The sequence below is a fragment of the Flagellimonas ulvae genome, from assembly GCF_049333175.1.
Classification (GTDB): domain Bacteria; phylum Bacteroidota; class Bacteroidia; order Flavobacteriales; family Flavobacteriaceae; genus Flagellimonas.
Map to the genome: position 1 here is coordinate 3,068,212 of NZ_CP186325.1, position 24,939 is coordinate 3,093,150.

16 protein-coding genes are annotated in these 24,939 nt (G+C 39.3%); 7 read left to right on the top strand and 9 right to left on the bottom strand.

The features are described 5' to 3' along the window. Positions 1 to 141 precede the first annotated feature (141 nt). Positions 142 to 393, top strand: coding sequence for a hypothetical protein (locus ACOKFD_RS14180; RefSeq protein ID WP_422858509.1), 252 nt, complete (start codon positions 142 to 144; stop codon positions 391 to 393). 44 nt (positions 394 to 437) lie between these two features. Here the strand turns inward: ACOKFD_RS14180 and ACOKFD_RS14185 are convergent, their stop codons facing one another. Beyond that, positions 438 to 1,262 (bottom strand): DUF6544 family protein, encoded by an 825-nt coding sequence (locus ACOKFD_RS14185; RefSeq protein ID WP_422858510.1) that lies wholly within the window; start codon positions 1,260 to 1,262, stop codon positions 438 to 440. A 295-nt stretch (positions 1,263 to 1,557) separates the two neighbouring features. Here ACOKFD_RS14185 and ACOKFD_RS14190 point away from each other — a divergent pair, with 295 nt between their 5' ends. The 3 genes from ACOKFD_RS14190 to ACOKFD_RS14200 are packed head-to-tail and all read left to right on the top strand — an operon-like array spanning position 1,558 to position 3,850. After that, positions 1,558 to 2,685, top strand: a complete 1,128-nt coding sequence (locus tag ACOKFD_RS14190) for a hypothetical protein (RefSeq protein ID WP_422858511.1) — start codon at positions 1,558 to 1,560, stop codon at positions 2,683 to 2,685. Between the two features lie 4 nt (positions 2,686 to 2,689). Continuing rightward, positions 2,690 to 3,073, top strand: coding sequence for a nuclear transport factor 2 family protein (locus tag ACOKFD_RS14195; protein ID WP_422858512.1), 384 nt, complete (start codon positions 2,690 to 2,692; stop codon positions 3,071 to 3,073). A 15-nt stretch (positions 3,074 to 3,088) separates the two neighbouring features. Next, positions 3,089 to 3,850, top strand: a complete 762-nt coding sequence (locus ACOKFD_RS14200; protein WP_422858513.1) for a GNAT family N-acetyltransferase — start codon at positions 3,089 to 3,091, stop codon at positions 3,848 to 3,850. 179 nt (positions 3,851 to 4,029) lie between these two features. On the opposite strand, the gene ACOKFD_RS14205 is transcribed toward ACOKFD_RS14200, so the two are convergent. From ACOKFD_RS14205 to ACOKFD_RS14240, 8 genes are all read right to left on the bottom strand, one after another. Next, a complete protein-coding gene (locus ACOKFD_RS14205) occupies positions 4,030 to 5,016 on the bottom strand; it encodes an aldose epimerase family protein (RefSeq protein WP_422858514.1) in 987 nt (328 codons plus the stop codon). 37 nt (positions 5,017 to 5,053) lie between these two features. Continuing rightward, positions 5,054 to 6,721, bottom strand: coding sequence for a sodium:solute symporter (locus ACOKFD_RS14210; protein ID WP_422858515.1), 1,668 nt, complete (start codon positions 6,719 to 6,721; stop codon positions 5,054 to 5,056). Between the two features lie 3 nt (positions 6,722 to 6,724). Further along, a complete protein-coding gene (gene xylA, locus ACOKFD_RS14215) occupies positions 6,725 to 8,044 on the bottom strand; it encodes a xylose isomerase (protein ID WP_422858516.1) in 1,320 nt (439 codons plus the stop codon). Next, complete coding sequence (locus tag ACOKFD_RS14220) at positions 8,044 to 9,537, bottom strand: xylulokinase (protein WP_422858517.1); 1,494 nt, start codon at positions 9,535 to 9,537, stop codon at positions 8,044 to 8,046. Before ACOKFD_RS14220 ends, xylA begins: the two co-directional genes overlap by 1 nt. A 50-nt stretch (positions 9,538 to 9,587) precedes the next feature. Next, positions 9,588 to 11,774 carry a glycoside hydrolase family 3 C-terminal domain-containing protein gene (locus ACOKFD_RS14225; protein WP_422858518.1) on the bottom strand — a complete coding sequence of 729 codons (2,187 nt, stop codon included), beginning with the start codon at positions 11,772 to 11,774 and terminating at the stop codon, positions 9,588 to 9,590. Next, complete coding sequence (locus tag ACOKFD_RS14230) at positions 11,716 to 12,246, bottom strand: glycoside hydrolase family 3 N-terminal domain-containing protein (protein ID WP_422858519.1); 531 nt, start codon at positions 12,244 to 12,246, stop codon at positions 11,716 to 11,718. The genes ACOKFD_RS14225 and ACOKFD_RS14230 overlap by 59 nt, the downstream gene beginning before the upstream one ends. Positions 12,247 to 12,326: 80 nt before the next feature. Then, positions 12,327 to 13,967: an endo-1,4-beta-xylanase gene (locus ACOKFD_RS14235; protein WP_422858520.1), complete on the bottom strand. Its 1,641-nt coding sequence runs from the start codon at positions 13,965 to 13,967 to the stop codon at positions 12,327 to 12,329. 247 nt (positions 13,968 to 14,214) lie between these two features. Beyond that, the gene (locus ACOKFD_RS14240; RefSeq protein WP_422858521.1) at positions 14,215 to 15,669 is read right to left on the bottom strand and encodes a hypothetical protein; all 1,455 of its coding nucleotides are present in this window, start codon (positions 15,667 to 15,669) and stop codon (positions 14,215 to 14,217) included. 247 nt (positions 15,670 to 15,916) lie between these two features. Here ACOKFD_RS14240 and ACOKFD_RS14245 point away from each other — a divergent pair, with 247 nt between their 5' ends. The 3 genes from ACOKFD_RS14245 (at position 15,917) to ACOKFD_RS14255 (ending at position 24,826) form a co-directional block, all read left to right on the top strand. Continuing rightward, complete coding sequence (locus ACOKFD_RS14245; protein ID WP_422858522.1) at positions 15,917 to 19,963, top strand: hybrid sensor histidine kinase/response regulator transcription factor; 4,047 nt, start codon at positions 15,917 to 15,919, stop codon at positions 19,961 to 19,963. Positions 19,964 to 20,201: 238 nt separating this feature from the next. Beyond that, a complete protein-coding gene (locus ACOKFD_RS14250; RefSeq protein ID WP_298995385.1) occupies positions 20,202 to 23,261 on the top strand; it encodes a SusC/RagA family TonB-linked outer membrane protein in 3,060 nt (1,019 codons plus the stop codon). Between the two features lie 20 nt (positions 23,262 to 23,281). Continuing rightward, the gene (locus ACOKFD_RS14255; RefSeq protein WP_422858523.1) at positions 23,282 to 24,826 is read left to right on the top strand and encodes a RagB/SusD family nutrient uptake outer membrane protein; all 1,545 of its coding nucleotides are present in this window, start codon (positions 23,282 to 23,284) and stop codon (positions 24,824 to 24,826) included. Positions 24,827 to 24,939: the final 113 nt, after the last annotated feature.

A 24,939-nucleotide genomic window follows, 5' to 3' on the forward strand; every position in this document is an offset into this window, starting at 1 on the left:
GACCTTTTTTATCTAAAAATGGTAGAAGAACCTCTTTTCAGATGACGTAAATCATTTTCCGAGTGGAATACATTGGGTAGGTTGTTTAGCAATGGAAACCATGTTTGATGAGGTCCTGTATTGCAAAATCAAAGAAGAAATATGATAATTGGAAGGATAAAAGTAAAAGAGCTCTCAGGTCTCAAGTCGCCAAAGAAAGTGGAGAACAGGCTGAACGCTTTAGGGCATATACAAAAAGTAAGGTTGAACCTGAATCAGAATACAATAAATTTCGAGTATTCCACATTTAGGGATTTGGATACCCTTATCTGCGAGCTGAGAAAAATGGGTCTGTTTGTGCTCCGTATTTATCCGAAAAGAAGGGTGAGTGGGAGTACCAAACTCAAAGCTTGATATTGTTTTTCGTATAACTCGATTTATTCTTTGTGCTGGGATACTTATTCAATTTTGTAATCGGTTATTTTACAGTTGAAATACTCAAAGTCTCCTTCGGCTAAGTTCCAAGTGGCACTTAATTCTGTAGGGACCAATAAGCCATCCTTTTTTTCATATGCATTCAACCTCCCTGTAAATTCTTCCAGCGAATCGCCCCTATAACGATGGGTAACAAAGTGGTCTATCAATCCCTTATCATTGAAGTAAAACACACCTTCGGCAGAAGTATGGTTTTGTACTATTTTGGCTTTTACAGATTTATCATCAAGAATTTCCCAGTTTATCTTTTCATTGAGAAAACATATTGGGTACAGAGCCAATTCTCCGAGACATCTTGCTAGAGCACTTTGATGGGTTTTCGCTGAACTATCGGAACCTAACGAAAAATAACCTAGAAAACTCACGTTCGTCTCACCTTCACCTTCTATACTTTTATCTATTACAAAAAAGGGAAAGCTTCTTGCTGCCCAAACAAAACCTAAAGTTTTCGCAGATATGAACTGCTTTCCGGTAAAAGTCATCCAGCGTTTATTTTTTTCCTGTCTAATGTTTCCTGATTGTTTCAAAATGACATGGCAATCCTTACACTTTCCCAATACCCCAACTTTCAATACGTATTGTCTCACAATTTGTGGTAAATGATTGAGGTCTTCTTGGGTTGCTGGTTTTTCGGTATTACCACTAAGATTGAAAAGAAATTCGACCTGTTTGTTTACCCGTTTGCTAAAGTGATAATACACGTAGAAAATGGCGCCCGGTAATAGAAAAACAAATAAAACGAACAGCAGTATAAAGAAAACACTGGATTGGGGAGTTAGAAATATCATGAGGCAAGGGTTTTATCAATTGTAAAATGTTGGATACATATTCTAGGAATATCAAAAGCACATATTTTTTCCGATCAGACCCACAAATCATTCTTCGTCCAAATTAACTCTGTTAGGATGGTGGAACAATGATTTTAATCAGCTGTTATCACGGTATCCTTCTCCTTGATACATGCTTCAAAGTGGTGTGTACGGTATTTGGAACTGGCATTGTTAAAGCATTTCCGCTGATTTGCATCATTTTATAAGCTCCTGATTGACAATACATTTGTCGGTATTCCAAAAATAAACACATATGAAAACAACTACTTTTTTGCTAACAGTACTTTGCGCTATGTTTTCTTTTGGTCAAACGGAGAAGACAGGAGATATCTTAATTAACACTACCCAGACGGATGACACCTATCGGGCTGGGGAGAGTATCAAGGTGAATTCGGTTGTCCAGGGGGACTTGGTAATTGCCGGAGGAAACCTTGTAATAAATGACAGCATAAATGGAGACTTAATTGCAGCTGGTGGTGAACTATATGTAAATGGTTACATCGCTGATGATGTGCGACTGGCTGTGGGTAGAGTCACTATAAACTCAGAAATTGAGGATGACTTAATCGTCTTTGGCGGTGAAGTAATCCTCACAGAAAATGCCAAAGTAAATGGAAATCTCAAGTGTTTTGGCGGAAATGTTGAAATAAATGGAGAGGTAAATGGAAAAGCCGAAATTAAAGGGACAGATGTAAGCATCAATGGAGTTTTCAATGAAACTTCAAAAATAATAAGTGAGGAATTCACTGTTGGACCTAATGCAAAATTCCACTCGAAAGTTGAGTATTGGAATAGCGATGGGGAAATAGACTTTAAGGAAGCGCTTGTTAACACGGAAGCTACGTTTAATGAATCTTTAGGTGAAGAAAACTCGGAGTTGTCAGCAACTACATTCGGTACAAAATCCCCTTCATTATGGGTGTTTTATATTTTATCCGCTTTTTTGGTTATCCTCATACTGCATTCACTTTTTAGAAATACATTTTCAGAAGCTGTTGAAGGTTTGGAAAAGAACTGGTTTAAAAGCTTCGGGATTGGTCTAATCTATCTGTTCGGTATTCCTTTGCTGATAATTCTTGCTTTCTTGATTGTTATTGGTATTCCCATAGGACTCTTTGCTACCGGTATTTTTTTGTTCAGCCTTCTGTTTGGTCATCTAATTGCCGCACTGTTGTTGGTTTACTACTACAAACATAAAAAGACAAAAAAATGGAACTTTTGGGGTATTACCTTCCTTGCTTTATGCCTTGCCATAGTACTTCGATTGTTCACCATGTTGCCTTACGTTGGCATATTGCTTTCAGTGGTTATTCTATCAATTACTTACGGAGCACTCACCTTGAAGGTAATCAGCTTCAAAATAGTGCCAGTGAAAAAGTGATAGTATGGACGAGGAACACCCCAATATTAGAATTCTAAACAAGTTCGACCCTTCTAATCCAAGCACTATTGGAGAAATGTTGGCTGAAGATTTTGTTTGGCATTATATCAACCCTGAGCTGCCTGAGGTTGAAGGAGACTATTATGGCTCATCGGGGTTAATTGATTTTTTTAAAAAATTGGCAGTTGGCACCAACGGTTCTTTTAAGGTAAACCCAATATCCGCTTTTCCCATGGGGGATGAATTGGTCATCACACATGTCAGGGATACTATGATGTTGGATGGCGAATCTATGGAAATAGAAGCGGTTGTTTTATGGTGTATTATTGATGGTAAGATTAAAGAAGCTTGGGATATCCCTGTATCACATACCGCCACTTTTAAATAACGAATAAAAGGGATTATGAAAATTGTTGAGGTTACACCGGAGAATGCAATGAAAGAGACTTTTTTTTGTATCAAGGATACAAAAAGGCAAGGCTTTAAGGACAAACTAGAGTGGTTTGAAAAGCGCTTTCAAGAAGGCTTGAGAATAAAAATTCTTAAGAACAACGAGGACAAAATGATAGGTTTTATCGAGTATGTTCCAGGCAAATATGCCTGGCGGCCTATTAATGCGGATAACTATATATTCATTCATTGTACTTATGTTTATTCGAAAAAGCAGAGGAACAAAAGGTATGGTGCCATGCTTATTGAAGATGCCGAAAAAGAAGGGAAAGCAACGGGTTTGGACGGAGTGTGTGTAATGACAAGCAAGGGCGGATGGCTGGCAAATAAAAGCGTTTTTGAAAAAAATGGGTTTGAACAAATTGAATCCAAAGACCGATTTGAGTTATTGGCGAAAACCTGGAACAAAGATGCTAGAAAACCAAGTTTGTTGGACTGGCATCGGCAACAAAAAAAGTACAAAGGTTGGCACCTAATTTATGCGGACCAGTGTCCTTGGAATGAGAAATCGGCGGCAGCAATCTTAAACGTTGCCATGGATTACGAAGTGGATTTAAAAGTTTCCAAAATAGAGACTGTCAAAGAAGCCAAAAGCGCACCATCTGGATTTGGGGTGTTCAGTCTTTTACATAACGGTCGGTTACTGGATGACCACTATTTAAGTGCAACTCGGTTTAAGAATATTTTGAAAAAAGAGTTGGAGGTAACAAAATAGTATTTGATATACAAAGATGTCCTAGCTGCAAGGTTTTTTTGAAATACTCACGTTGAAGCAAGTGTTTTTCTTAAGCTTTCAAGGGGTACCATAGTTTTGCTACATACCTTTTGCCTAAAATCTCAAAAAGGGCAAAAAACACTAGTGCAAAATGTAGGAAAAAGAATTAGTGAAAAAAGTCAGTTTGTTGTTAGTATTTTGAAATCCAGTACCGTTTCATTTGTATAGGTTTCCCCTGACCTTAGTACACAACTTGGAAAATGTTTGTTATTGGGGGCGTCCGGAAAGTTTTGTGTCTCAAAGCAAATGGCTGGGAATACACTGTAGGTTGCATCATCTTTAAAATTCACGTTTGGGAACTCAGGTGGAGTGTATATCACCACCGCAGGCTGTTTGGAGAGCACTTTCATACAAATTCCGCTCTTTTCTGAATAGAGCGCAGCGGAAAATGGCTTAGGTGAAAGCACGTAAACGGTATCAAGTCCTGATTCCATTATTTTTTTGATTTTGGCCTTGTTGACAAAATCATAATGCGTCTTGGAACAGTTCAATATTTTTCCTGTTGGAAGCTTTTTCTTATCCAATTCCAATATTTTGTTGCTGTTAATTTGAAGATAATGTTCAGAAACACTTCCCTCGCCATTTAGATTATAGTACGCATGGTTTGTGAGATTTAAAACCGTGGTCTGGTCTGTGGTCGCTTTATATAAAATTCTTAATGCATTTGATTCAAGAAGTTCGTATTCCACAGTGACTTTAATGTTCCCGGGATAGCCACCCTCCATATGCTGACTTTGTAAACCGAATTTTACATTGTTGCTTCGACTGCTCTCGGTTGATAGTACCTCCCAGTTTTTTTTGTCGAACCCTGTACTGCCACCATGCAGGTGCACTCCGTTTTCATTTTCTAGAGAATACTTTTTTCCTTCCAACTCAAATAAGCCCTTGGATATACGACCTGCATATCTGCCCACTGTGCATCCCAGATATAAATTGTGTTCTTGAAATTCTGGGGAGGCATAAGCCTCAGCATTATCCAATCCTACGACCACATTGACCAGGTCATTGTTACGGTCGGGTACTTTTAAAGACATGAGGGTGGCGCCGTAACTACATACTTCCATTTCCATTCCTTTGGAATTGGCAAGTTTGATTACTTCCATCATGATTGGTCTATTTTCCTGTACGACATGTGAGCATTGATTATCCTGTAAAGTACGTTAGAATTCCAATAACAATGACAACCAATAAAATGGAGAGTACCACATCAATCGTATCATAACTTTTCTTGGCCAATTGTTTATCATCTTCACCCAAGGTTCCAAAAGACAACCCTTTAATGGTTTTATAGTCTGGAGCAGTCGTTGCCAATGAGACACCTATGCAAAGGGCTACGGAAAAAATGAACATAAAAATAGCCATATGGGCAAAGTTTATAGTTGCAAATGTATAGGCAAATCCGGACGCCAATTGCTCACCGGTTTGACGAAAGTGTTCAATATCCGGTTGATAATAGATTTCGGCGCTTAATCTTGCAACAAGCAAAACCAATCCGGTCATTAGGGTGGTAATAGCTGCTGTTGAGTTCACTCTTTTCCAAATAATTCCCAGAAGGAAAACAGTGGTGACCGGAGGGGCAATATAAGATTGCACATTCTGCAAGTACTGGTACATAACACCGCCACCTATTTTTTCCATTATTGGAATCCAGAAAATACCAAGCACAACAATTACTGCCGTGGCGGTCTTACCAATTCGGAGGAGTTGTTTCTCCTCCTTATCTGGCATTATCTTTTTATAAATATCAATGGTAAAAATGGTGGAACACGAATTGAAAACTGAAGCCAACGAACTCATTAGAGCAGCAATAAGCCCACCTGCTACCAATCCTTTTAATCCAACAGGTAGTAAGGTTTTTACCAACATAGGAAACGCCCGGTCCGCTTTTTCTACACTAAATATTTCAGGATTTTGTATGGTCAAGGCAAAGGCAATGATTCCTGGAATAAGGAATATGAAAATGGGTAATAACTTCAGATAAGCTCCAAAAATAGCCCCTCTTCGTCCTATTTTGATATTGTTTGCGGCCAGGGTTCTTTGCACAATGTATTGATCGGTACACCAATACCAAATACCTACAATTGTGCCTCCAATCAACAGTCCGGTCCATGGGAAGTCGGGGTCGCTCATAGGTCGCCACATATTAAAGTGTTCTGGACTTACTTCTTTTACAGTCTCGGTCATTGCAGTCCATCCTCCGATTTCATTCAGACCTAAAACAGTAATAATGATAGAGCCCAAAATCAAAATAATGGTTTGCAGGGTTTCGGTATATATTACGGCTTTCATCCCACCTATAATGGTGTAAATTCCTGTAAAGATCACAATGCCGATTGCCCCACCCCAAAAAGAAACTCCTAAAAGTTCTGATACTACAATACCTCCCGCATAAATGGTCACCGATACTTTAGTGATTACATAACCTACCAAGGAAAAAATGGATAAGAACCATCTAGATCGACTATCAAACCGTTTTTCCAGAAACTCTGGCATGGTAAAAGCACCACTTCTGATGTAAAAGGGTAAGAATAGCCATCCCAAGAGCAATACAATCCACGCGTGCAGCTCATAGTGGGCCATGGGTGTTCCGGACTCAAATCCGGTCCCAGCTAATCCCACTACATGTTCGGAGCCAATGTTGGAGGCAAATATGGAAGCTCCTATCACGAACCATCCTACATTCCTTCCTGCCAAAAAATAGTCTTCGGTATCTTTATTTTTTTGTAGGACTACCCAAACGGCGACACCAATCAACGCCAAAAAGTAGATGCCCAAAACTATCCAATCCCCAAACTCAAGAACGGACTCCATAGATTATATGTATTGGTTTATGATGTTCTCGAACAGCTCCTGTTTTCCACTGATTAAAGCCAGTTCGCCATTTTCTTTGGCAATGGAGTACAGGCTCTCAAAGTCAAGCTCTCCCTTTTCAAAAGAAGCACCACTTCCTGAATCAAAAGAAGCATAACGCTTTTCTCTCAATGCATTGTAAGCAGAAGAACTTATGATTTTTTCAGCGGTCAATAATGCTCGTGCAAAAACATCGGCACCCCCAATATGAGCCAAAAAGATGTCTTCAGTGTCCGTTGAGTTTCGTCTTATCTTGGCGTCGAAGTTAATTCCGCCACCTTGTAACCCTCCCGAATTTAGAAAGACCAACATAGCTTCTGTAGCTTCATAAATGTTATTTGGGAATTGGTCGGTATCCCATCCATTTTGATAATCCCCACGATTTGCGTCTATGCTTCCCAGCATACCTGCGTCGGCTGCTACCTGAAGCTCATGCTGAAAGGTATGCTGTGCTAAAGTAGCATGATTGACCTCAATGTTTATTTTGAAATCTTTATCTAAACCATACTGTTTTAGAAAGGCGATGGATGTTGCCGTATCAAAATCATATTGGTGCTTCATAGGTTCCATAGGCTTAGGCTCTATGAAAAAAGTCCCTGTAAAGCCTTGTGCTCTTGCATAATCACGAGCCTTGGTCAGAAACATGCCCATATGGTCCAGTTCTCGTTTCATATCTGTATTGAGCAAACTCATATAACCCTCTCTTCCGCCCCAGAAAACATAGTTTTCACCATTCAAAGCAATAGTGGCATCCAAAGCTAATTTTACTTGGCCCGCTGCTCTCGCCAGAATATTAAATTCCGGATTGGTCGCTGCACCGTTCATATATCTAGGGTTGGAAAAACAGTTGGATGTGCCCCATAATAGCTTGATACCTGTTTCCTGTTGTTTTTGCTTTAGATAGGATACAATGGCTTTTAAACGTTCTTCGGATTCGGTAAATGTGGCCCCTTCGCGAATTAAATCGTAATCATGGAAGCAGTAATAGTTGAAGCCCAACTTAGAAATGAATTCGAAAGCAGCATCTGCTTTCATTTTGGCTGCTTCAACGGCATCTTTGGGTTCATCCCATGCATATTGCTGTGTTCCAGGACCAAAAGGATCCGCCCCTGTACCACAAAAGGAGTGCCAGTACGCTACGGCAAACTTGAAATGCTCTGCCATGGTTCTACCTGCAACTACCTGTTCAGGATTATAATACTTATAGGCCAAAGGATTGTCAGAATCCTTTCCCTCAAAACTTATTTTACCTATGGATTTGAAATATTCGTTAGTTGATGCCATTAGTCTTTTGGATTTCTTAGTAATGTATTTAATGTTGTTTTCCATCGCTCATAGGCTTCGGAATACTTGCTTGTTTCTTGATTAGGTGTAAAGGTTTGTACATAATCATTTTGGGATACCATGGAGCCAAAATCAAAAGCACCATCTGCTTTTCCAGCTGCCCGAGCAGCTCCTACTGCACCTGTTGTATTGTACATCTCAATTTCTTGATTTATTAAAGTAGCCACTGTTTCTGAGAATATCTCTGAACGGAACAAATTGTCGTTACCAGCGCGAATCACATTGATTTGGGTATTGTCTTTTTTCAGTATTTCCATGCCGTACACAAAAGAGAAAGCTATGCCTTCCAAGGCGGCACGTAGTATATGCCCCTGACCATGTTTATTGAGATTTAGATTGCTGATATGACTACCTATTGTTCTATTATCAAACATCCTTTCCGCACCATTTCCAAAGGGAATTAGTTGCAGACTATCTGCACCTATTGGTACTTTGGAAGTATAGGAATTCATGACCTCATATGAGTTTTGGCTGAGGTTCAATACATCTTTCAACCATCGGTATTGAATTCCACATCCGTTTATGCAAAGTAGTTTTCCAATTCTTGGTTTTTCTGGGGAGTGATTCACATGGGCAAAATTGTTCAATTTAATGCCTTCAGACGCCTTCAAACTATCTGTAACAGCATACAAAACCCCAGATGTTCCGCCTGTGGTTGCCACTTCACCGGGCTGGAATACATTAAGGGATAAAGCATTATTAGGTTGGTCACCAGCTCGATACAAAATGGGAGTCCCTTTTTGTAAACCACTTTCCTCGGCTCCTTTTTCCGAAACTTTGGATTGAACACCAAAGGTGTCAACTATTGTCGGGATAAGATTTTTGTCTATTCCATAATGATTTAAGACAGTTCCCGCAGGTTCCGAATTTTTGAAATCCCACAAAATCCCTTCGGACAAACCGGATATTGTTGTGGTGAAATCCCCAGAAAATTTATAAGCGATATAGTCGCCAGGTAACATGAACTTATGAATCCTTTTATAGTTTTCTGGTTCGTGTTGTTTTACCCAAGCCAGTTTTGAAGCTGTAAAATTGGCCGGAGAGTTTAGCATATGTTCCATGCATAGGTCTTCACCAATTTTTGAAAAGGCTTGTTCACCAATATAAACTGCTCTACTGTCGCACCAAATTATAGAATCCCTGATTACATTTCCATCTGCATCAACCATAACCAAGCCATGCATCTGATATGCGATACCTACACCCTTTATATGTTCAGCCTTGATTTTTTTTTCATCTAAAAGCCGCCTTGAAGCCGTGCAAATATGTTTCCACCATACTTCAGGGTCCTGTTCCGCCCAATCTATTTGATTGCTCACAATTTGCATCTCTTCACTGGGTTCTTGTAGGGTGCAAATGGCCTTGGCCGTTTCAGCATCCACTAAAGAAACTTTAATAGAAGAACTCCCTATGTCAAAACCGATATAGAACATGATGGTTTAGTTGCTTTTTGTTACAATACATCAAAAGATAGGGGTATTCTTTAAATTTTTACGGCACTTCCAGAAACAATTAGTCTTTTTACTGCTACAGAACCCTTTTGAATGCGGTCTAACGAGGATTGGGCGCCACCAACTGAAATCGTATATTCTCCAGGTTCTATAACTTTATCTTCTTGCGTATTTATTGTGCTTAATTGTTCTTTACTTATTTTGAAGGTTAAAGTTCTACTTTCCCCAGATTCAAAAGAAACCCTATCAAAAGAGGCCAAGGTTTTGTGCGGATTATATTCATCTGCATTTGGGTTTTGAATGTATACCTGAATGACTTCATCCCCTTTGATTCTTCCTATGTTTTCAACATCTACTTTTATCGTTAAGTCCTTGCCTGCTTCAAGATTGGTAGGGATTTCCAGATTACTATACTTGAAAGAGGTATAACTCAGGCCATAACCAAATTCATACAAAGGTTCTCCTTTAAAATAGCGGTAGGTCTTGCCTTTCATATCATAGTTACTGAACGCTGGGATATCATTGATATCTTTATAGAAAGTCACAGGTAAGCGCCCGGCTGGATTATAATCACCGAAAATGACATCCGCAATGGCTGTTCCGCCAGCTTGACCTGGATACCAGGCTTCTAGAATTGCTGGAATATTTTCATTTTCCCAATTTACGGACAATGCACTTCCGTTGAGCAATACTAGAACCGTGGGTTTTCCAATGGCCTGTATTTTCTTTATCAAGTCGGTTTGGGTTTTCGGCAATTTGGTGTGCACGCGGTCTCCTCCAGAGAAACCGTCGACTTTTACCTTCATCTCTTCTCCTTCTAGCAATGGGCTGATTCCCATACACAAAATCACAGCATCAGCATCTTGGGCAACGGCAATGGCTTCTTCCTCCAAATTATCATTTGGAGCTTCCCATAACAATCGCATAATGGAATGGTCTGTATTATTTTGAACACATTCAAACCGGATTTTGTATTTCTTGCCTGCCTCCAATTTTACGTATTCATAGATTTTTTTGGGGTGATGAACATCTTGTCGTTCCATTAATAAGCTATCATCAAGAAATAGCTGCATGGAAGAAAAGGCTTCGCCGCCCAGAGCATAATTTCCTGTTTCTTTCACGGTTAGTATGCCCGTCCATCGAACCGAGTATGTGTCCGGGTTCATATTCTCAAAAGGAGGCGTTGTCCTCCAAGTGAAATCGACCGTCTCATCAGTTCTGGTATGTTTTGGCTGTCCTTCAAAGGCAATATTGTCAAAATATTCGCCTTTTAGTCCTTTAGTTTTCAGTGTCTTGTCCGTGAACAAAACAGATTTTGGCATTGCCTCAAAAACAGGAAGACCTTCTGCTAATTTGCATCCAACAGCATAAGAAACTTCGGCATTGGGAAGCTTTTGTTGGATACCTTTTAAAGGAGTAATGGGTTCGGAAGGATACCCATTGTAATTGCCCAATAATACCTCCAAGTCATCCGCATTGGAACCTATTACAGCTATCTTTTTAATAGTATTTTTATCTAATGGCAGGGTGTTTTCTTCATTCTTAAGAAGAACCATCGATTTACGGGCTGTTTCAAGTGCTGCTATTCTGTGTTTTTCGGAATCTACAACATCATAAGGAATGCTTTCATACTTTACTGCGCCTTCAGGAGCGAACAATCCCAGTTTGAGCCTAGCAACTATCAATCTTTCTAAGGAAACATCCAATTCTGCTTCGGTAATCAAGCCATCTTTAACGGCCTGTACTAATGCCGGATAGGAATTTCCACAATTCAAATCGGTTCCTGCTTTTACGGCAATGGCAGAAGCTTCTTTGGCGTCTGCACTTATTTTATGGGCATTTTCATCATAAAAATCACGAATGGCCCAACAATCGGAAACGATATAACCATCAAAACCCCAGTCGTCACGTAAAAGACTACTAAGCTCTTCATTTCCGCAGCAAGGTTTACCGTTGAAGCTATTGTAGGCACACATAATGGAATAGACATCGGCTTCCTTAACCACTTTTTCGAAATGTGGACTGTAGGTGTTTAAAAAGTCTTGAGGACTAGGAACGGCATCAAATCGATGTCGGTCTGCTTCAGGGCCACTATGTACCGCAAAATGTTTTGCTGTGGCCACCAGCTTTAGGTAATTAGGGTCATCTCCTTGCAAACCTTTAATAAAGCGAACTGCTAATTCTCCTGCCAAATAGGGGTCTTCTCCATAGGTTTCCATGCCACGGCCCCAACGAGAGACCTCTAAAAATATTGATGTTGGGCGTCCAATAGGTAAGGCCTTGATAGATACCCCTTTTACCTCTTGAAATAAATTCGTGGTGTTTGGCTCTAGCCTCATCTGAAATTATTTCTGAAATCTTGGACATATTGTCCTTGTCAAATGTGGCGGCCAATCCTATTGCTTGAGGGAATACCGTGGCCTTGCCAGCTCTTCCTACACCATGAAGGCACTCGTTCCACCAATTGTATTCAGGTATGCCAAGTCTATCTATCGCTGGAGATTCATAACTCATTTGGGATACCTTTTCCTCAAGCGTCATTTGGGATACCAATTCCTTTGCTTTAGCTTTAAAATCAAAAGAGGTGTTGTCACTGATTTCCATCTCTTTGTTTTTTGAGATTGACCCTGAGCAGCCTGTCAATAGAATTAGACTAAGGGGAAGGCCCAAAATAAAGTTTTTGATTGTCATTTGTTTGTTTTAATCAAGGTTATGAAATGCTTGAATTATATTCGATTATGTTCTTTTTTGATTCGATGTTTTCTATATCGTTATTTTAAAGCTTGGGCAAAACCTTTGTATGCTTCTTTCTTTTTAAATGAACTGTCAAATAAAAGGGGCCAATCTGGGTGGCCGTATTCTGGAGTTACCCATGAATCATCATCTTTGAGTCCCCAAACTGTTAGGGCGTATTTATATGCTTCTGGAATGTTATTGAATACATCTACAACTTCGTAGACTTTCTTGCCTTGTGCTTGAAGTCTTTGTTCTGTTGATTCTTGAATATCTCCTTTTGGATTGGTTCGGACATCCAATTCTGAAAAATGTACCAAAAGCTTACGTTGTACGCTTAAGTCTGTTGCCTCCTTAATGGCACGTTTACTTGGAAAAGCGTAATCAATATGCATTTGGTAACCCACTCCGTCAATCAGTTTGGCCGCCATCAACTCATCTATCATTTGAAATGTGCCTATCTGCTTTTGATTATCGTAAACCAATCCATAGTCATTGTAGAATAGCTTTGCATCTTTATCCGCATTTCTTGCGTATTGGAAATATTTCTTCACATAGTCGGCCCCCATACGTTCTAAGAAAATAGATTTTCGAAATTCCGTACTTTCCTCATTAATAGCTTCATTAACCACATCCCACGAATCTACTTTTCCCTTATATCGTGAAACCACAGTTGTAATATATTCTTCTATGATTGATTCAAACTCCTGATTGGTTCCTTCAAAGCTTTTTAGAAAATCGGGGATACTTCTATGCCAAATAAGGGCATGTCCATGAATGTTAATGTTGTTGGATTCAGCAAAATTCAAAATAGCATCTGATTGTGTCCAATCATAGATTAGGTTCCCTTCATCATCAATTCCTTTGAGTATGCTTTTCATCTTCATGGCATTCTCCGCAGTGATACTATTGAACTCCCGTTTGTAAATTTCACCATAGTCAGGGTCTTCAATTCGGTGTGGATTCACTGCTACACCTACCTTAAAATCCTTTGCTAAAGACTTTAAAGTCACTCCGTCTTCAATATGGGTATTAGCCTGATATCTTTTTTTATCCGTTTCTTCTTTTACCACAAGGGCAACATTGTCAAATTGTACGATCTGTCTCTTAGTATTGGAAAAAACATCTATTCCGATTTTAACCCTGCCCACCTTGTTGATATCAATACTCTTTTCATGGTTGCTAGGGTCATAGGCGTAGCCAAACTCACTTAAATTAATTTCTATGGTTTCCCATTCACAGGTATTTTTTGTGAATTGATATAGCCAATTCACATCGTCGCTACAACAGTCGTTTGGACCGTCAACCAAAACAATATTGATTACAGTGCCTGGAGCTCCTCCACAGTTTACATCCATTCTGAGAAAGACGTTATCAATAGTTTTGTCTTTGAGTCTTTTCTTTGGAATCAATCTAAAAGTAATGTCTGATTGACTGACCAAATACCCTTTTGTCGTGGAACCATTCCAAATCAGCTCGTAGTACTTTCCATCACTATTGGCTACTTTGTTTTGGACTCCGTAAGGACCTAAATCTCCATAAGATTGCCATGCATTGGGCAATATACCTCCTCCATCAAAATCTGTGATTAAAAATTCATTTCCAGATTGGGCTACGCATACACTCATATAAAAGAGCGTAGAGAAATAGTAAATCAAGCTTGCTTTTGTCACTTTCATTGAGTGATATTCATTTTAAAAATGTTGAAATTTGTTACAATTCAAATGTATTTTGAGGATTGATGGCAACAAAAGTTTTATGTAGCATTAAATATAAATTTTGATGTATCTCGCGGTCTTTCCATTTATATTATTTGGAAAAATGTCGTTGCGATAAATAAGGCCACGGAACACATTAAATGAGTGCCATGGCCTTAAGTCTATTCTAAAGGTTATTAAGTGCTTGTCAATTGTACCGTCTTACGGATTATTCACACCCACCTGTTATATTATCAATATAAAATGTTTCAGAAGAACTGGCTTGTACTGCGATATAAATTTGAAGTTCGTCATACAATCCTGTAGGTACAAAAGCATCACCTTGGTTTGGCTGACCATTAAACGCTAGTGTTGCATTGTTGAAATCGAATGTAAGTTCTTCCCATCCAGTACCTCCATGACTAGCGCTTACCTCAACTTCAGGAGCATCGGCGACACCTTGGGTTGCATTTACCCTGAAATCGACCGCCTGTTGTGACCATAAAAGCATAGTTATCGTTTGTTCTGTGCCGCTGAAATCGATAGACTCTGCAGGGAAATATTGAAGGGCTTGAAAATCAACACCTCCGCCAATTACCTCAAGTACATTTGAAGCTTCGGTATTGGCACCCGACAAGTCTGGATTAGCTACTATGGTAGGGTCTCCAGCTAAATTAAATTGGCTAAAGGATTCACCGTTTTCCATGGTCAACGGTGCAAAAAGAGGTGTACAGGGTTCAGGAGCGACAGGTGCTGCTGGCGGAGCTGCTCCACCATCTGGGCATATTCCCACGTTATCCAAATAGAATGTGCCGGCTACATCATCTCCCGGACTTATAAACATTTGAAAGCGAATATACTCTCCAGTGGGGACAAAATCCGCACCATCTGCTACTCCTAGAGCTCCATCAGGGTTTCCAGTAAAACCTGCTGTAGCAGTGGAAAAATCAAACTGAAGTTCTTCCCATCCTGTTCCAGTATGGATTAAATTCACTTCTGCTTCACGTTCTGTTTCGTTGTTGGGGTCTTGTTGCACTGTCAATCTTATAGGTAACTCTGTATCTGACCAGAATAACAATCTGACCACCTTATCATCAGCAGCGAAATTGGTTGGGCCGGTCATCTGAACACCGAATCCATCAAAATTCCCTCCGCCGTCTTGTGTTATAGAAAGCACATTGGAAACATCTGGATTTGCACCAGATGGGTCAGGATTTGGTATAACTTCAAGTTCAACTCCGTTAAAACCAAAAGAGAACGCAGGGTCATTTCCATCGTCCCAAGTTACTGGCGCACTAAAAATCTGTGTGCACGGATCTGCTGGTGGAATTACTTCGAATTGTTGTTCGGTGACCATGTCATTAGCCGAAATCGCTCTTACGGTAACAAAAAAGTTCTCATCAGCTTCAGGATAAATAAAGGTCACGGATTGTTGTATGCCAATCAAAACAGCTTCGACCCCAGGCAATCCAGAGAGCACCTCAAAGGCCGTAGCGCCTTGTGCTGTTGGGCTTATTGTTACCGAGAAAGGAGGTTCTTCATTGTTAAAAGCTATATTGGCCTGAACTTCACTTGGCGCAGGGCCTTGCATCAAAACAGCATCAAATTCTACCTCTCTGTTGCAAGAGAATATGAAAAATGGTATTGTTAGCAAAATACATAATCGCAGAATGACCGGTCGCATAGTTAGTTTGTTTAAAATATAATGTAGACAATATAACTTTTTACTTCCTTTGGTTTGGGATTGGGGATTTGTTTAGAGGACCTATGCAACATTTGAAACTTAAAATGCTACAAATTTTATTTTTACTGGTGCCAAAATGCTCTTTCTTGAAATTTCAATTGTACAGTGGATGGTGAACGTTAAAAATGATTTTATTAGACTGTTAAGGTGGGTGGTTCTGATTGTTTTTTCTCTGAAAACAATGCAGATGCAATCTCAAATTGACTTTCAATCTTTAGAATTCAATGCTGTAAAAGAGAATATTTTTCAACGTCCCATAACGGCCATGGTACTGGATAAGTTTGGTTTTATCTGGATAGGTACTGATGGTGCTGGACTTTATAAATTCAATGGTTATTCTTATACGTATTATGTTCACGACCTTAAAGACCCCAATAGTATAAACAGCAACTCCATAAGTTCACTCTATGTTGATACAGATGGAAAGTTATGGATAGGTACCGATGCAGGCCTTTGTTTGTATAATGATCAATCAAACTCCTTTAAAAGATTTAACAACAACGTAGACGATATAGTTAGTCCAAACTATACTAATATTTTGTCTTTTGCAGAGCATGAGGATAGATTTTTAGTAGGGACTTATGACGGAATACGTGAAGTGGATGAAGAAAAAGGTGCCCTTAAGAATTATGCGCTTTCCGGTACCTCGGTTTTAGATTTAAGGTATTCCACTAAGGGAAATCTTTACATAGCTACAAACCAGGGATTAAAGCTTGAGCGCTATCATGAAAAAGGTCAAATTGAGGAAATACCGTTAAATCTTAGTGCTTTAGATAAGCACATAACAAAATTACACCTTGACAAAAGGGAAAATCTTTGGGTCGGAACGCTTAGGGGCGGAGTGCTCAAGGGAGATTTAAAAAAGGCACGACCAATATTCGAAAAACTGGATATTGTACAAAGTACCATAATGTCCATAACAAGTGGTATGGAACATGTTTTTGTTGCCGTTGAGAATGAAGGATTGGTCATACTGGATTTGAATGGAAACATTGTCAAGCACTATCAGTACGATGCCAATGACAAAACTAGTATTGCTTCAGACTCTGTATGGGCCATCTTATTGGATAACGAGAATCGACTCTGGCTAGGATATTATGAGAATGGGATGGGATTTTTTGACCAACATCACAACAAGTTTGGTGCGTTACAAAGAGATGATATTGGAAACAGTATACAGACTAATGATATAAAAGCTTTGGCCAAAACCGATGAAGGCAAAATTTGGATAGCACAAATCAACGGTATTGATATATTGGACACTCAGACTGGTAAAATCAGTTCTGTTTACGGAAAGGCAGATTCTGAGTATAAAGGTCTTAGGGAAGGGTTATACATAGAAGATGTTTTTGTGGACAGCCAAGGAAATGTATGGATTGCTACCTGGGGAGGAGGTGTTTTTCTTCTCTATAAAGACACAAAAACATTCTTGAATTTCACTGTAAGTACAACTTCTGGGGTGCTTCAAACAGATAAGGTTCGTTGCTTTACAGAAGATTCAGCAGGAAATATATGGATAGGTTCTTTTTTGGAGGGGGTTTATTATTTTGATCCGAAGACCAAAAAGATCAGAGTTCCCAGCGGAGATGCTTATGAAAACTCTCAGATTATCCAAAAAGATGTAAAGGTATTACATCATGATAGCTATGGTTATATCTGGATAGGAACTTCTTCCGGGCTTTATCATATTAAAAAAACCAAAGGAAACCATTACGATGCAGTAGACCATAATAATGCGATTTCATCCAAGTTTGGTGGGCACCCTAGCTCCAGTCGCATTCTGGATATATATGAAACACAAGATGGGACCGTTTGGTTTGGAACTAATGGAGGGGGCCTATTCTCCTACACAAGAGACAAGCAAGATTTTGAGCGAATGGAACTAAAAAACCATAATCTTACATATGTGAACGCCATTTTTGAACCCATTAAAAATGAGCTATGGCTAAGCAGTAAGCAGGGCGTTCTAAAAATTAATCGTGCTACTAATGAATTTGTTCGATTTACCACCTTCGATGGATTGCTTGAAAATTTCTTGATTGAAAGAGCGGTGGTCATGGATAATAATAACCTAGTATATCTTGGCACAAAAAAAGGGTTGAATATTATTAACCCACAAAACATTGTCTATAATCCATACTTGACCAAACCATATCTAAAGGATATTAGACTTTTCAACAAAAAAATTGACAAAAATGGCCAAGTCAGTGCGTTGAACTCAACCGTTGACAGCGATATGATAACCCTAAAGCATAACCAAAACGTACTGACCATTGATTATGAGGCTATAAGCTATACAAGACCCGAGAAAAATAAATATGCATATTATCTTGAAGGTTTTGAAAAAACTTGGAACTATGTAGATTCCAAGACCAGTGCCACATATACCAATCTTGCTTCGGGAGATTATACCTTTAAGCTTAAAGCTTCAAATAATGATAATAAATGGAACGAGGCTTCCGTAATATTAAAAATTAGGGTAATGCCACCTTGGTGGAAGACTGTTTGGGCTTACATGCTCTATATTCTCCTCCTTTCGTTAATTGTACTTTCCATAATGTTCCTTTACAAAAAGCGGGTTAATGAGAGAAATACATTTAGACTTGAACGTGAGCGTAGAAAGCAAAAAGTTGAACTCCAACAGCAAAAACTTCAATTTTTCACTAATATTTCCCATGAGTTCAGGACTCCTTTAACATTGATAATCAATCCTATAAAGGAGCTAATAGAATCAGGAGATGCCAGCTTCCCCGCTTCAGTTCGGCAAAAACACAGCATCATAAACAAAAATGCCGAACGGCTTTCACGATTAATCAATGAATTGATGGATTTTAGAAAGCTTCAGTCCAATAAACTCAGATTGAAAATAAGTCAGTTTAATATTGTAGATCATACCAAGAGCATACTTAGTTTTTTCAATGAGGAATCCAAAAGAAGATCTATTCGCCTTGATTTGAAATATGAAAACAAGAATTTACAAGTCTGGGCGGACAGAGGAATGCTGGAAAAGATTTTATTCAATTTGTTGTCCAATGCCTTCAAGGTAACGCCTAATCAAGGTAGAATCCAGGTACGAATTATCTCGGATGAAAAAAGAGTTTTACCTCTGATCAGTGAAGAAACTCCAATTCCCATAATATCGGTCAGTATAAAGGACAATGGGCCAGGGATAGATCAAAAAGACTATAAGAAGATTTTCAAACGATTCTATCAGATAAGTGAACTGAACAAGTCATATTACGGAAGTACTGGAGTTGGTCTTGAAATGGTGAAGAGTTTCGTCGAACTTCATAAAGGTCTTGTAGAAATTGATAGTGAATTGGGGAAAGGTTCCATTTTCAAAATAATATTGCCTTATGGCAAAGAGTTCTTTCAGGGTTTGAAATACTCAAGAACTCAAGAAGAAAAGGAAACTGTCCTTATTGATGAAGCATCCAAATCAAAGCAGGAGGTTTATAGTATTGAAGATATTTTGTCCAAAAAAGAATCCAAGAAAAAGCTGCTCATTACGGAGGATAATGTAGATCTTCAGGACTACCTTATCTCCATATTGGAAGAAGATTACGATTTAATTGTGGCTTCTGATGGTCAAGAAGGATGGCTAAAAACCATGGAGCACCATCCAGATATTATTATTACCGATGTGATCATGCCGCTAATGGATGGTATAGAATTCAGTGAAAAAGTGAAGAATGATCCTTCGTTGAGTCATATTCCAATAGTAATGCTCACTGCAAAAGAACTAACTAAAGACAGGATAAAAGGTATGGAGACTGGGGCTGATGCCTATCTAGTGAAACCTTTTGATACAAAGGAACTCAAAGTGGTTTTAGAGCAGCTTCTCTTAAAGAAAGAACGTCTTTTGCGCCAATATTCCAATGTGCCAGCACCTAGCATTTCAAAAAAGGAAACCGATTTGGACAATGATTTTATACAGAAGGTAGTGGGGTATGTCCAAGATAATATTGAAAACCCTTCATTAAATGTTGAAAAGCTATCTTCCCATTTATGTCTGAGTCGAAGTCAAGTGTATAGAAAAATCAAATCCTTGACAGGTTTATCTCCTATTGAATTTATCAGAAGGGTTCGTTTGGAAAGGTCTAGAACTCTATTTCAAAACGATAAAAATCTCAATGTAAGCGAAGTTGCACACAAGGTAGGCTTTCTTTCAGCTTCGTATTTCACAGTATGCTATAAAAAACAATTTGGGGAGCTTCCCAAAAGAGGAAAGTAAAGTTTTAATCCTTTTCTCTTTAAATATGCAGTAACTAAACTGGTTTTAAAGTACTCTGTGACTTCACATTTTCTAAGGTCTAGGCAAATGCAACATATGACATATTTATTGCATCAAATAAAGCGCCCATAAGCTGAAGGTAAAATTAACTTGCACGTAGCGGACCTAACCACATTGTTTTCCTACAAAAAACGCGGTCACCATTTGGTCTGAAATTAAATCTAAACTAATCAAACAAATGAAGCTAAAGAACTTATGTCTTGTCCTTTTGTTAGTCATAACAAGTCAGGCAATTGGACAAGTGGTTACCGGTAAGGTTGTTGCTGGCGATAGCCCCCTGCCCGGTGCCGCAGTCATTATCAAGGGCACCCAAATTGGTGTGGTAACTGATTTTGATGGAAAATATACACTTGACAAAGTAAATGCAGGAGATGTTTTGGTCTTCTCCTATATCGGATTTAAACAGAAAGAAGTTACGTATGCAGGTCAAAGTGAGATAAATGTTGAACTTTTTGAAGATTTGGTAAGTCTGGATGAAGTGGTAATCGTTAACTACGGAACCCAGAGAAATACACCTGTTTCAGTGGTTGATGCAGAAGAGCTGAGCGAATTTCCAACAACAGATATTGGCCAAGCACTACAAGGAAGAGCTGCCGGGGTAACCATTACCAATGGAGGCTCACCTGGGTCACAGACTTTGGTACAGATACGCGGGGTAAATACGTTTGGTGATGGCACACCACTTTTTGTAGTGGATGGGGTGTTCACAAACAGTATCAACAGTCTTGATTTGGCCAGTATTGAAAAAATTGATGTACTAAAGGATGCTGCTTCGTTGGCGGTTTATGGTTCTAGAGGTACCAATGGGGTAATTTTGATAACAACTAAAAAAGGTAAGGTTGGAAATGCTTCATTTTCCTTAAATGTATCTTCAGGTATTCAGGAATTCAATAGAAGATATGATTTATTAAACACCGAACAATACATACAATTCTTAAGAGAAATAAACGCATTGGCAGGACAAAACGGGGGCCCTGACTTTCCAGTTGGAAGGGTGAACAATGACCCCACCTTTGATGGAAATGGAATTGATACAGATTGGCAAGAAGCATATTTCAGACAAGCTCCTATTTATAACATAAGTGCCAATGTAAACGGAGGTAGTGAAAAAGCACGTTTCAATGTGGGCTTTTCAAGATTGGACCAAGATGGTGTATTTATAGACACCGGTTTCTCAAGAACAACGCTTAATATAAATACTGATGCCAACGTAGGAGACTGGCTTGAGTTGGGTCAAACGCTTTCCCTGTCTTATAATGAGACCGTATCTCCTGAACAAGACGGAGGGAGAGACCCCTTGCAAAATATAATAGGGCAAGCCCCATATGTTCCTGTGCGGGCAGAAAGTGGTTTATTTGGAGGCACAAATTCTGATGACCTAAACGATTCTAGAAACCAAATCAGAATCCAAGATTCTCAAGATAACCTGACACGATTTTCATCGGCTATTGGTAGTTTGTATGCCAAGTTTAATATTGCGAAAGGTTTAACCTTTCGTTCCCAGTTTGGATTAAATGCCAATCTATTGCTACAAGATAGAGAAAGAAGGGCCTTTGCAGAAGATGGGGGAAGATTTGTTAACCCCATTAACTTTATTGATAAGGTAAGACAAACGCTATCACAAACCGTTTTTACCAATACCTTGGTCTTTGACCGGGATTTTGGTAAGCATTCCATAAACGCTTCAGCTGTATTAGAACAAACTCAAATACGGTTTGAATCAGCTTCTATTTCAGATAATAATGAGGTCTCTTCAGAAATACCTGAAGTTTTTTCACCAAATGCGCGAGCCACTTCTTTTTCGGTCCCAGAAAATTTGAATTCTGTCCTCTTCCTGGCTGGATATGAGTTCGACAATCGTTATTCTGTTAGTGCCTCGGGAAGACGTGATACTTCTTCTAGGTTTTCACCTGAAAACGCTTCTCAATGGTTTTTCTCGGGAGCTGTTGGATGGGATATCTCCAGCGAATCTTGGTTTAATGTGGAAGCAATCAATAGTATGAAGTTTCGAGCGAGTTATGGGGAAACGGGGAACAACAGAACAGGAAATGCCGTAAATCAATTTCTACCAACATTAGGTTTGAACCTTCCTACTTCTTTGAATGATGAAACCTCTCCAGGTATTAGTCCAAACAATGCGGCAAACCCAGATTTGAGATGGGAAACCCAAATTAAGCAGAACTATGGTCTGAGCACGGCTTTCCTCTATGATCAAATTCAATTTAGCGTAGATTACTTTAAAAATCGAAGTGAAGACCTTTTAATACCAGTGGAATTACCTTCTTCAGCAGGAATACCAGGGAACTCCCAGACAGGCTCTACAGTTATCAGGAATGTTGGTATTGTAGATGTGGAAGGCTTTGAGTTCACCTTGGGTTACAACGATTATAAAGGTAAATTCAAATGGAATTTTTGGGCCAACTTGACCCGTGCCGAAAATGTGGTAGAGAGCTTGGGAGCTTCGGGTGAACCTATTGAAAGGGCTAGATTGAATCCACCGTTTGCTTCTGCATTGAACAGGCTAGCCGTGGGCGAAGCACCTTTCCATTTCTTCGGATTGGTTGCGGATGGAGTCTTTTCCACTCAACAGCAAATAGATGCTGAATTACCTAATAATTCAGATTCGGCAGTACCAATTCAACCAGGAGATGTAAGATTCCTTGACCTTAATGGAGATGGTCAGATAAGCTTGGATGATCGAGATGTGATTGGAGATCCCAACCCCGACTTTACGTATGCCATAAACCTTAGAGCCGAGTATAACGGTTGGGACTTTGATGTACTTTTTAATGGTGTTCAAGGCGTAGATGCTTTTAATAGCAATATCTTCTATTTGGAAGGCTTGGATAATGGACTGAACTATGGAACAAGGATAATTCGTCGTTGGCAGAACCCAGGTGATATCACCGATATTCCAAGGTTTAGGTTCGGTTCCAACTTAAATAATGAGATTTCTTCAAGATATATTGAGGATGCTTCATATTTGAGATTAAGAAACGTGACCGTAGGATATACATTCCCAAGCAAACTGATTAACAAATCAGGTAATGGGATTCTCAAAAAATTGCGCTTTTATGTCCAAGGGCAAAACCTATTGACTTTTACAAATTATACAGGATTGGACCCAGAGATTGCACCCTTTTACAATGCTGCAGGATTGGTTGATGGATTGGGTATTGACCGAAGTGCTCAACCTAGACCCATCACGGTGTTAAGTGGAATCCAAGTGGAGTTTTAAATAAATTAATTGTGAGAAAGATGAAAAGAATCAGTAACTATTTTTTGAAGAGTATGTTGATGCTCTTCGCGCTCTTGCATATGGCATGTGATGAAAATGTGCCCGTAGAAAATACAAACGCTTTGAATCCGGATATCTTCTTTGAGTCACTGAGTCAAGTTGAAGCTGCGGTTAATGCAAGTTATAATCAATTTCAAATTGTTTATCAGCGCACGGGATATATTTTCCCAGATGCAATGTCCGATGAGGTGGTATCTAGTGGAGATCCTAATTTTGCACCCTTTAATAGATTTGAATTCAATGCTACTCTTGACAACATTGCCCAATACTGGACGGCATGTTTTAATGGGATAGGGGCCTGTAATTTTGTAATAGGAAATGAAGAAAGAATGCGAACCAATGCGGAGACATCAGATTTTACACAAACTGATATTGACAATGCTTTGGGCCAAGCTTATTTTTTAAGGGCTTTGTATTATTACCATTTGGTCAAACGTTTTGGTGGGGTGCCCTTAAAACTAGAATTGGAAACCGCTTTGGATGATGAGCCCAGAGCAACAGCAGATGCAGTATATGAGCAAATGATAGAAGATTTGATATTGTCCACTCAATTGACCTTTCCTAAAGGAACTACTGAGGTAGGAAGAGTAACAAGAGAAGCGGCATATGCTCTTTTGGGAAAAATATATCTACATAGACAAAGGTATTCTGAGGCCCAGCAGGCATTCAACAATGTTACGAACCATTCTTTGCTTCCTATGGAGAATTATAGGGACAATTTTAGTGAGTCTGGTGAGCATAATGATGAATCCATGTTTGAAGTAGGCTACAATGGAGAAGTTGGAACGGAGCAGGAACGTTGGGCACAAACAGGTATTGGAACCTCAGAGGTAACTTTTCGCTCTCAAGATTACACAGGATGGGCCAACGCGAGACCTTCAACCAAAGTGATTGCAGAATACGAAGATGATGACCCTAGATTGGACCAAGCCATTCTCGTTGATGCTGATAACACGTATGGTCCCGGAGATTCATTCCAATTCCCTTGTCCAGGATGTGTAGGAGGACCTGTTTGGTACAAGTTTTCTCAACTATATGATGAGCAGGACGTTTCTGAAAACAGCGGAGTCAATGTTCGGATAATGCGCTATGCCGATGTTGTTTTAATGCAGGCCGAAGTTGAGATGAATCTGGGCAACAATCAAGCGGCCATAGATTTTTTAAACCAGATACGGGATAGAGCAGGAATGCCACAATATGGGACTGCTACCATGGATGCCAGAGGTTTTCCTGTGAATACTTCGGAACAGATATTTAATGCCATTGTGCACGAAAGATTTGTGGAGTTGAGTGGTGAACAGCAACGTTTTGATGATTTGGTTAGATGGAATTTGGACGATCAAGAGCTTTCTATTTTCCCAGATGCCAACTTTAATAATCCCGACCCCTCGCTTCGAGTTGTTCGGAACTATGACCCCAATGTGCATAGGGTCATGCCCATACCTCAAAATGAGATTGATAGTAACACTGCCATCGGGCCTGGAGATCAAAACCCAGGATACTAGGCATTGAGTTAGTTAAGTTTGGTTCTAATGAGCGAGAATTCTATTTTTCGCTCATTTGCTTTTTTAATAATTTAAGGCAAAAGAAGTAGTTGAATGTTGGGTAAAATATAAAA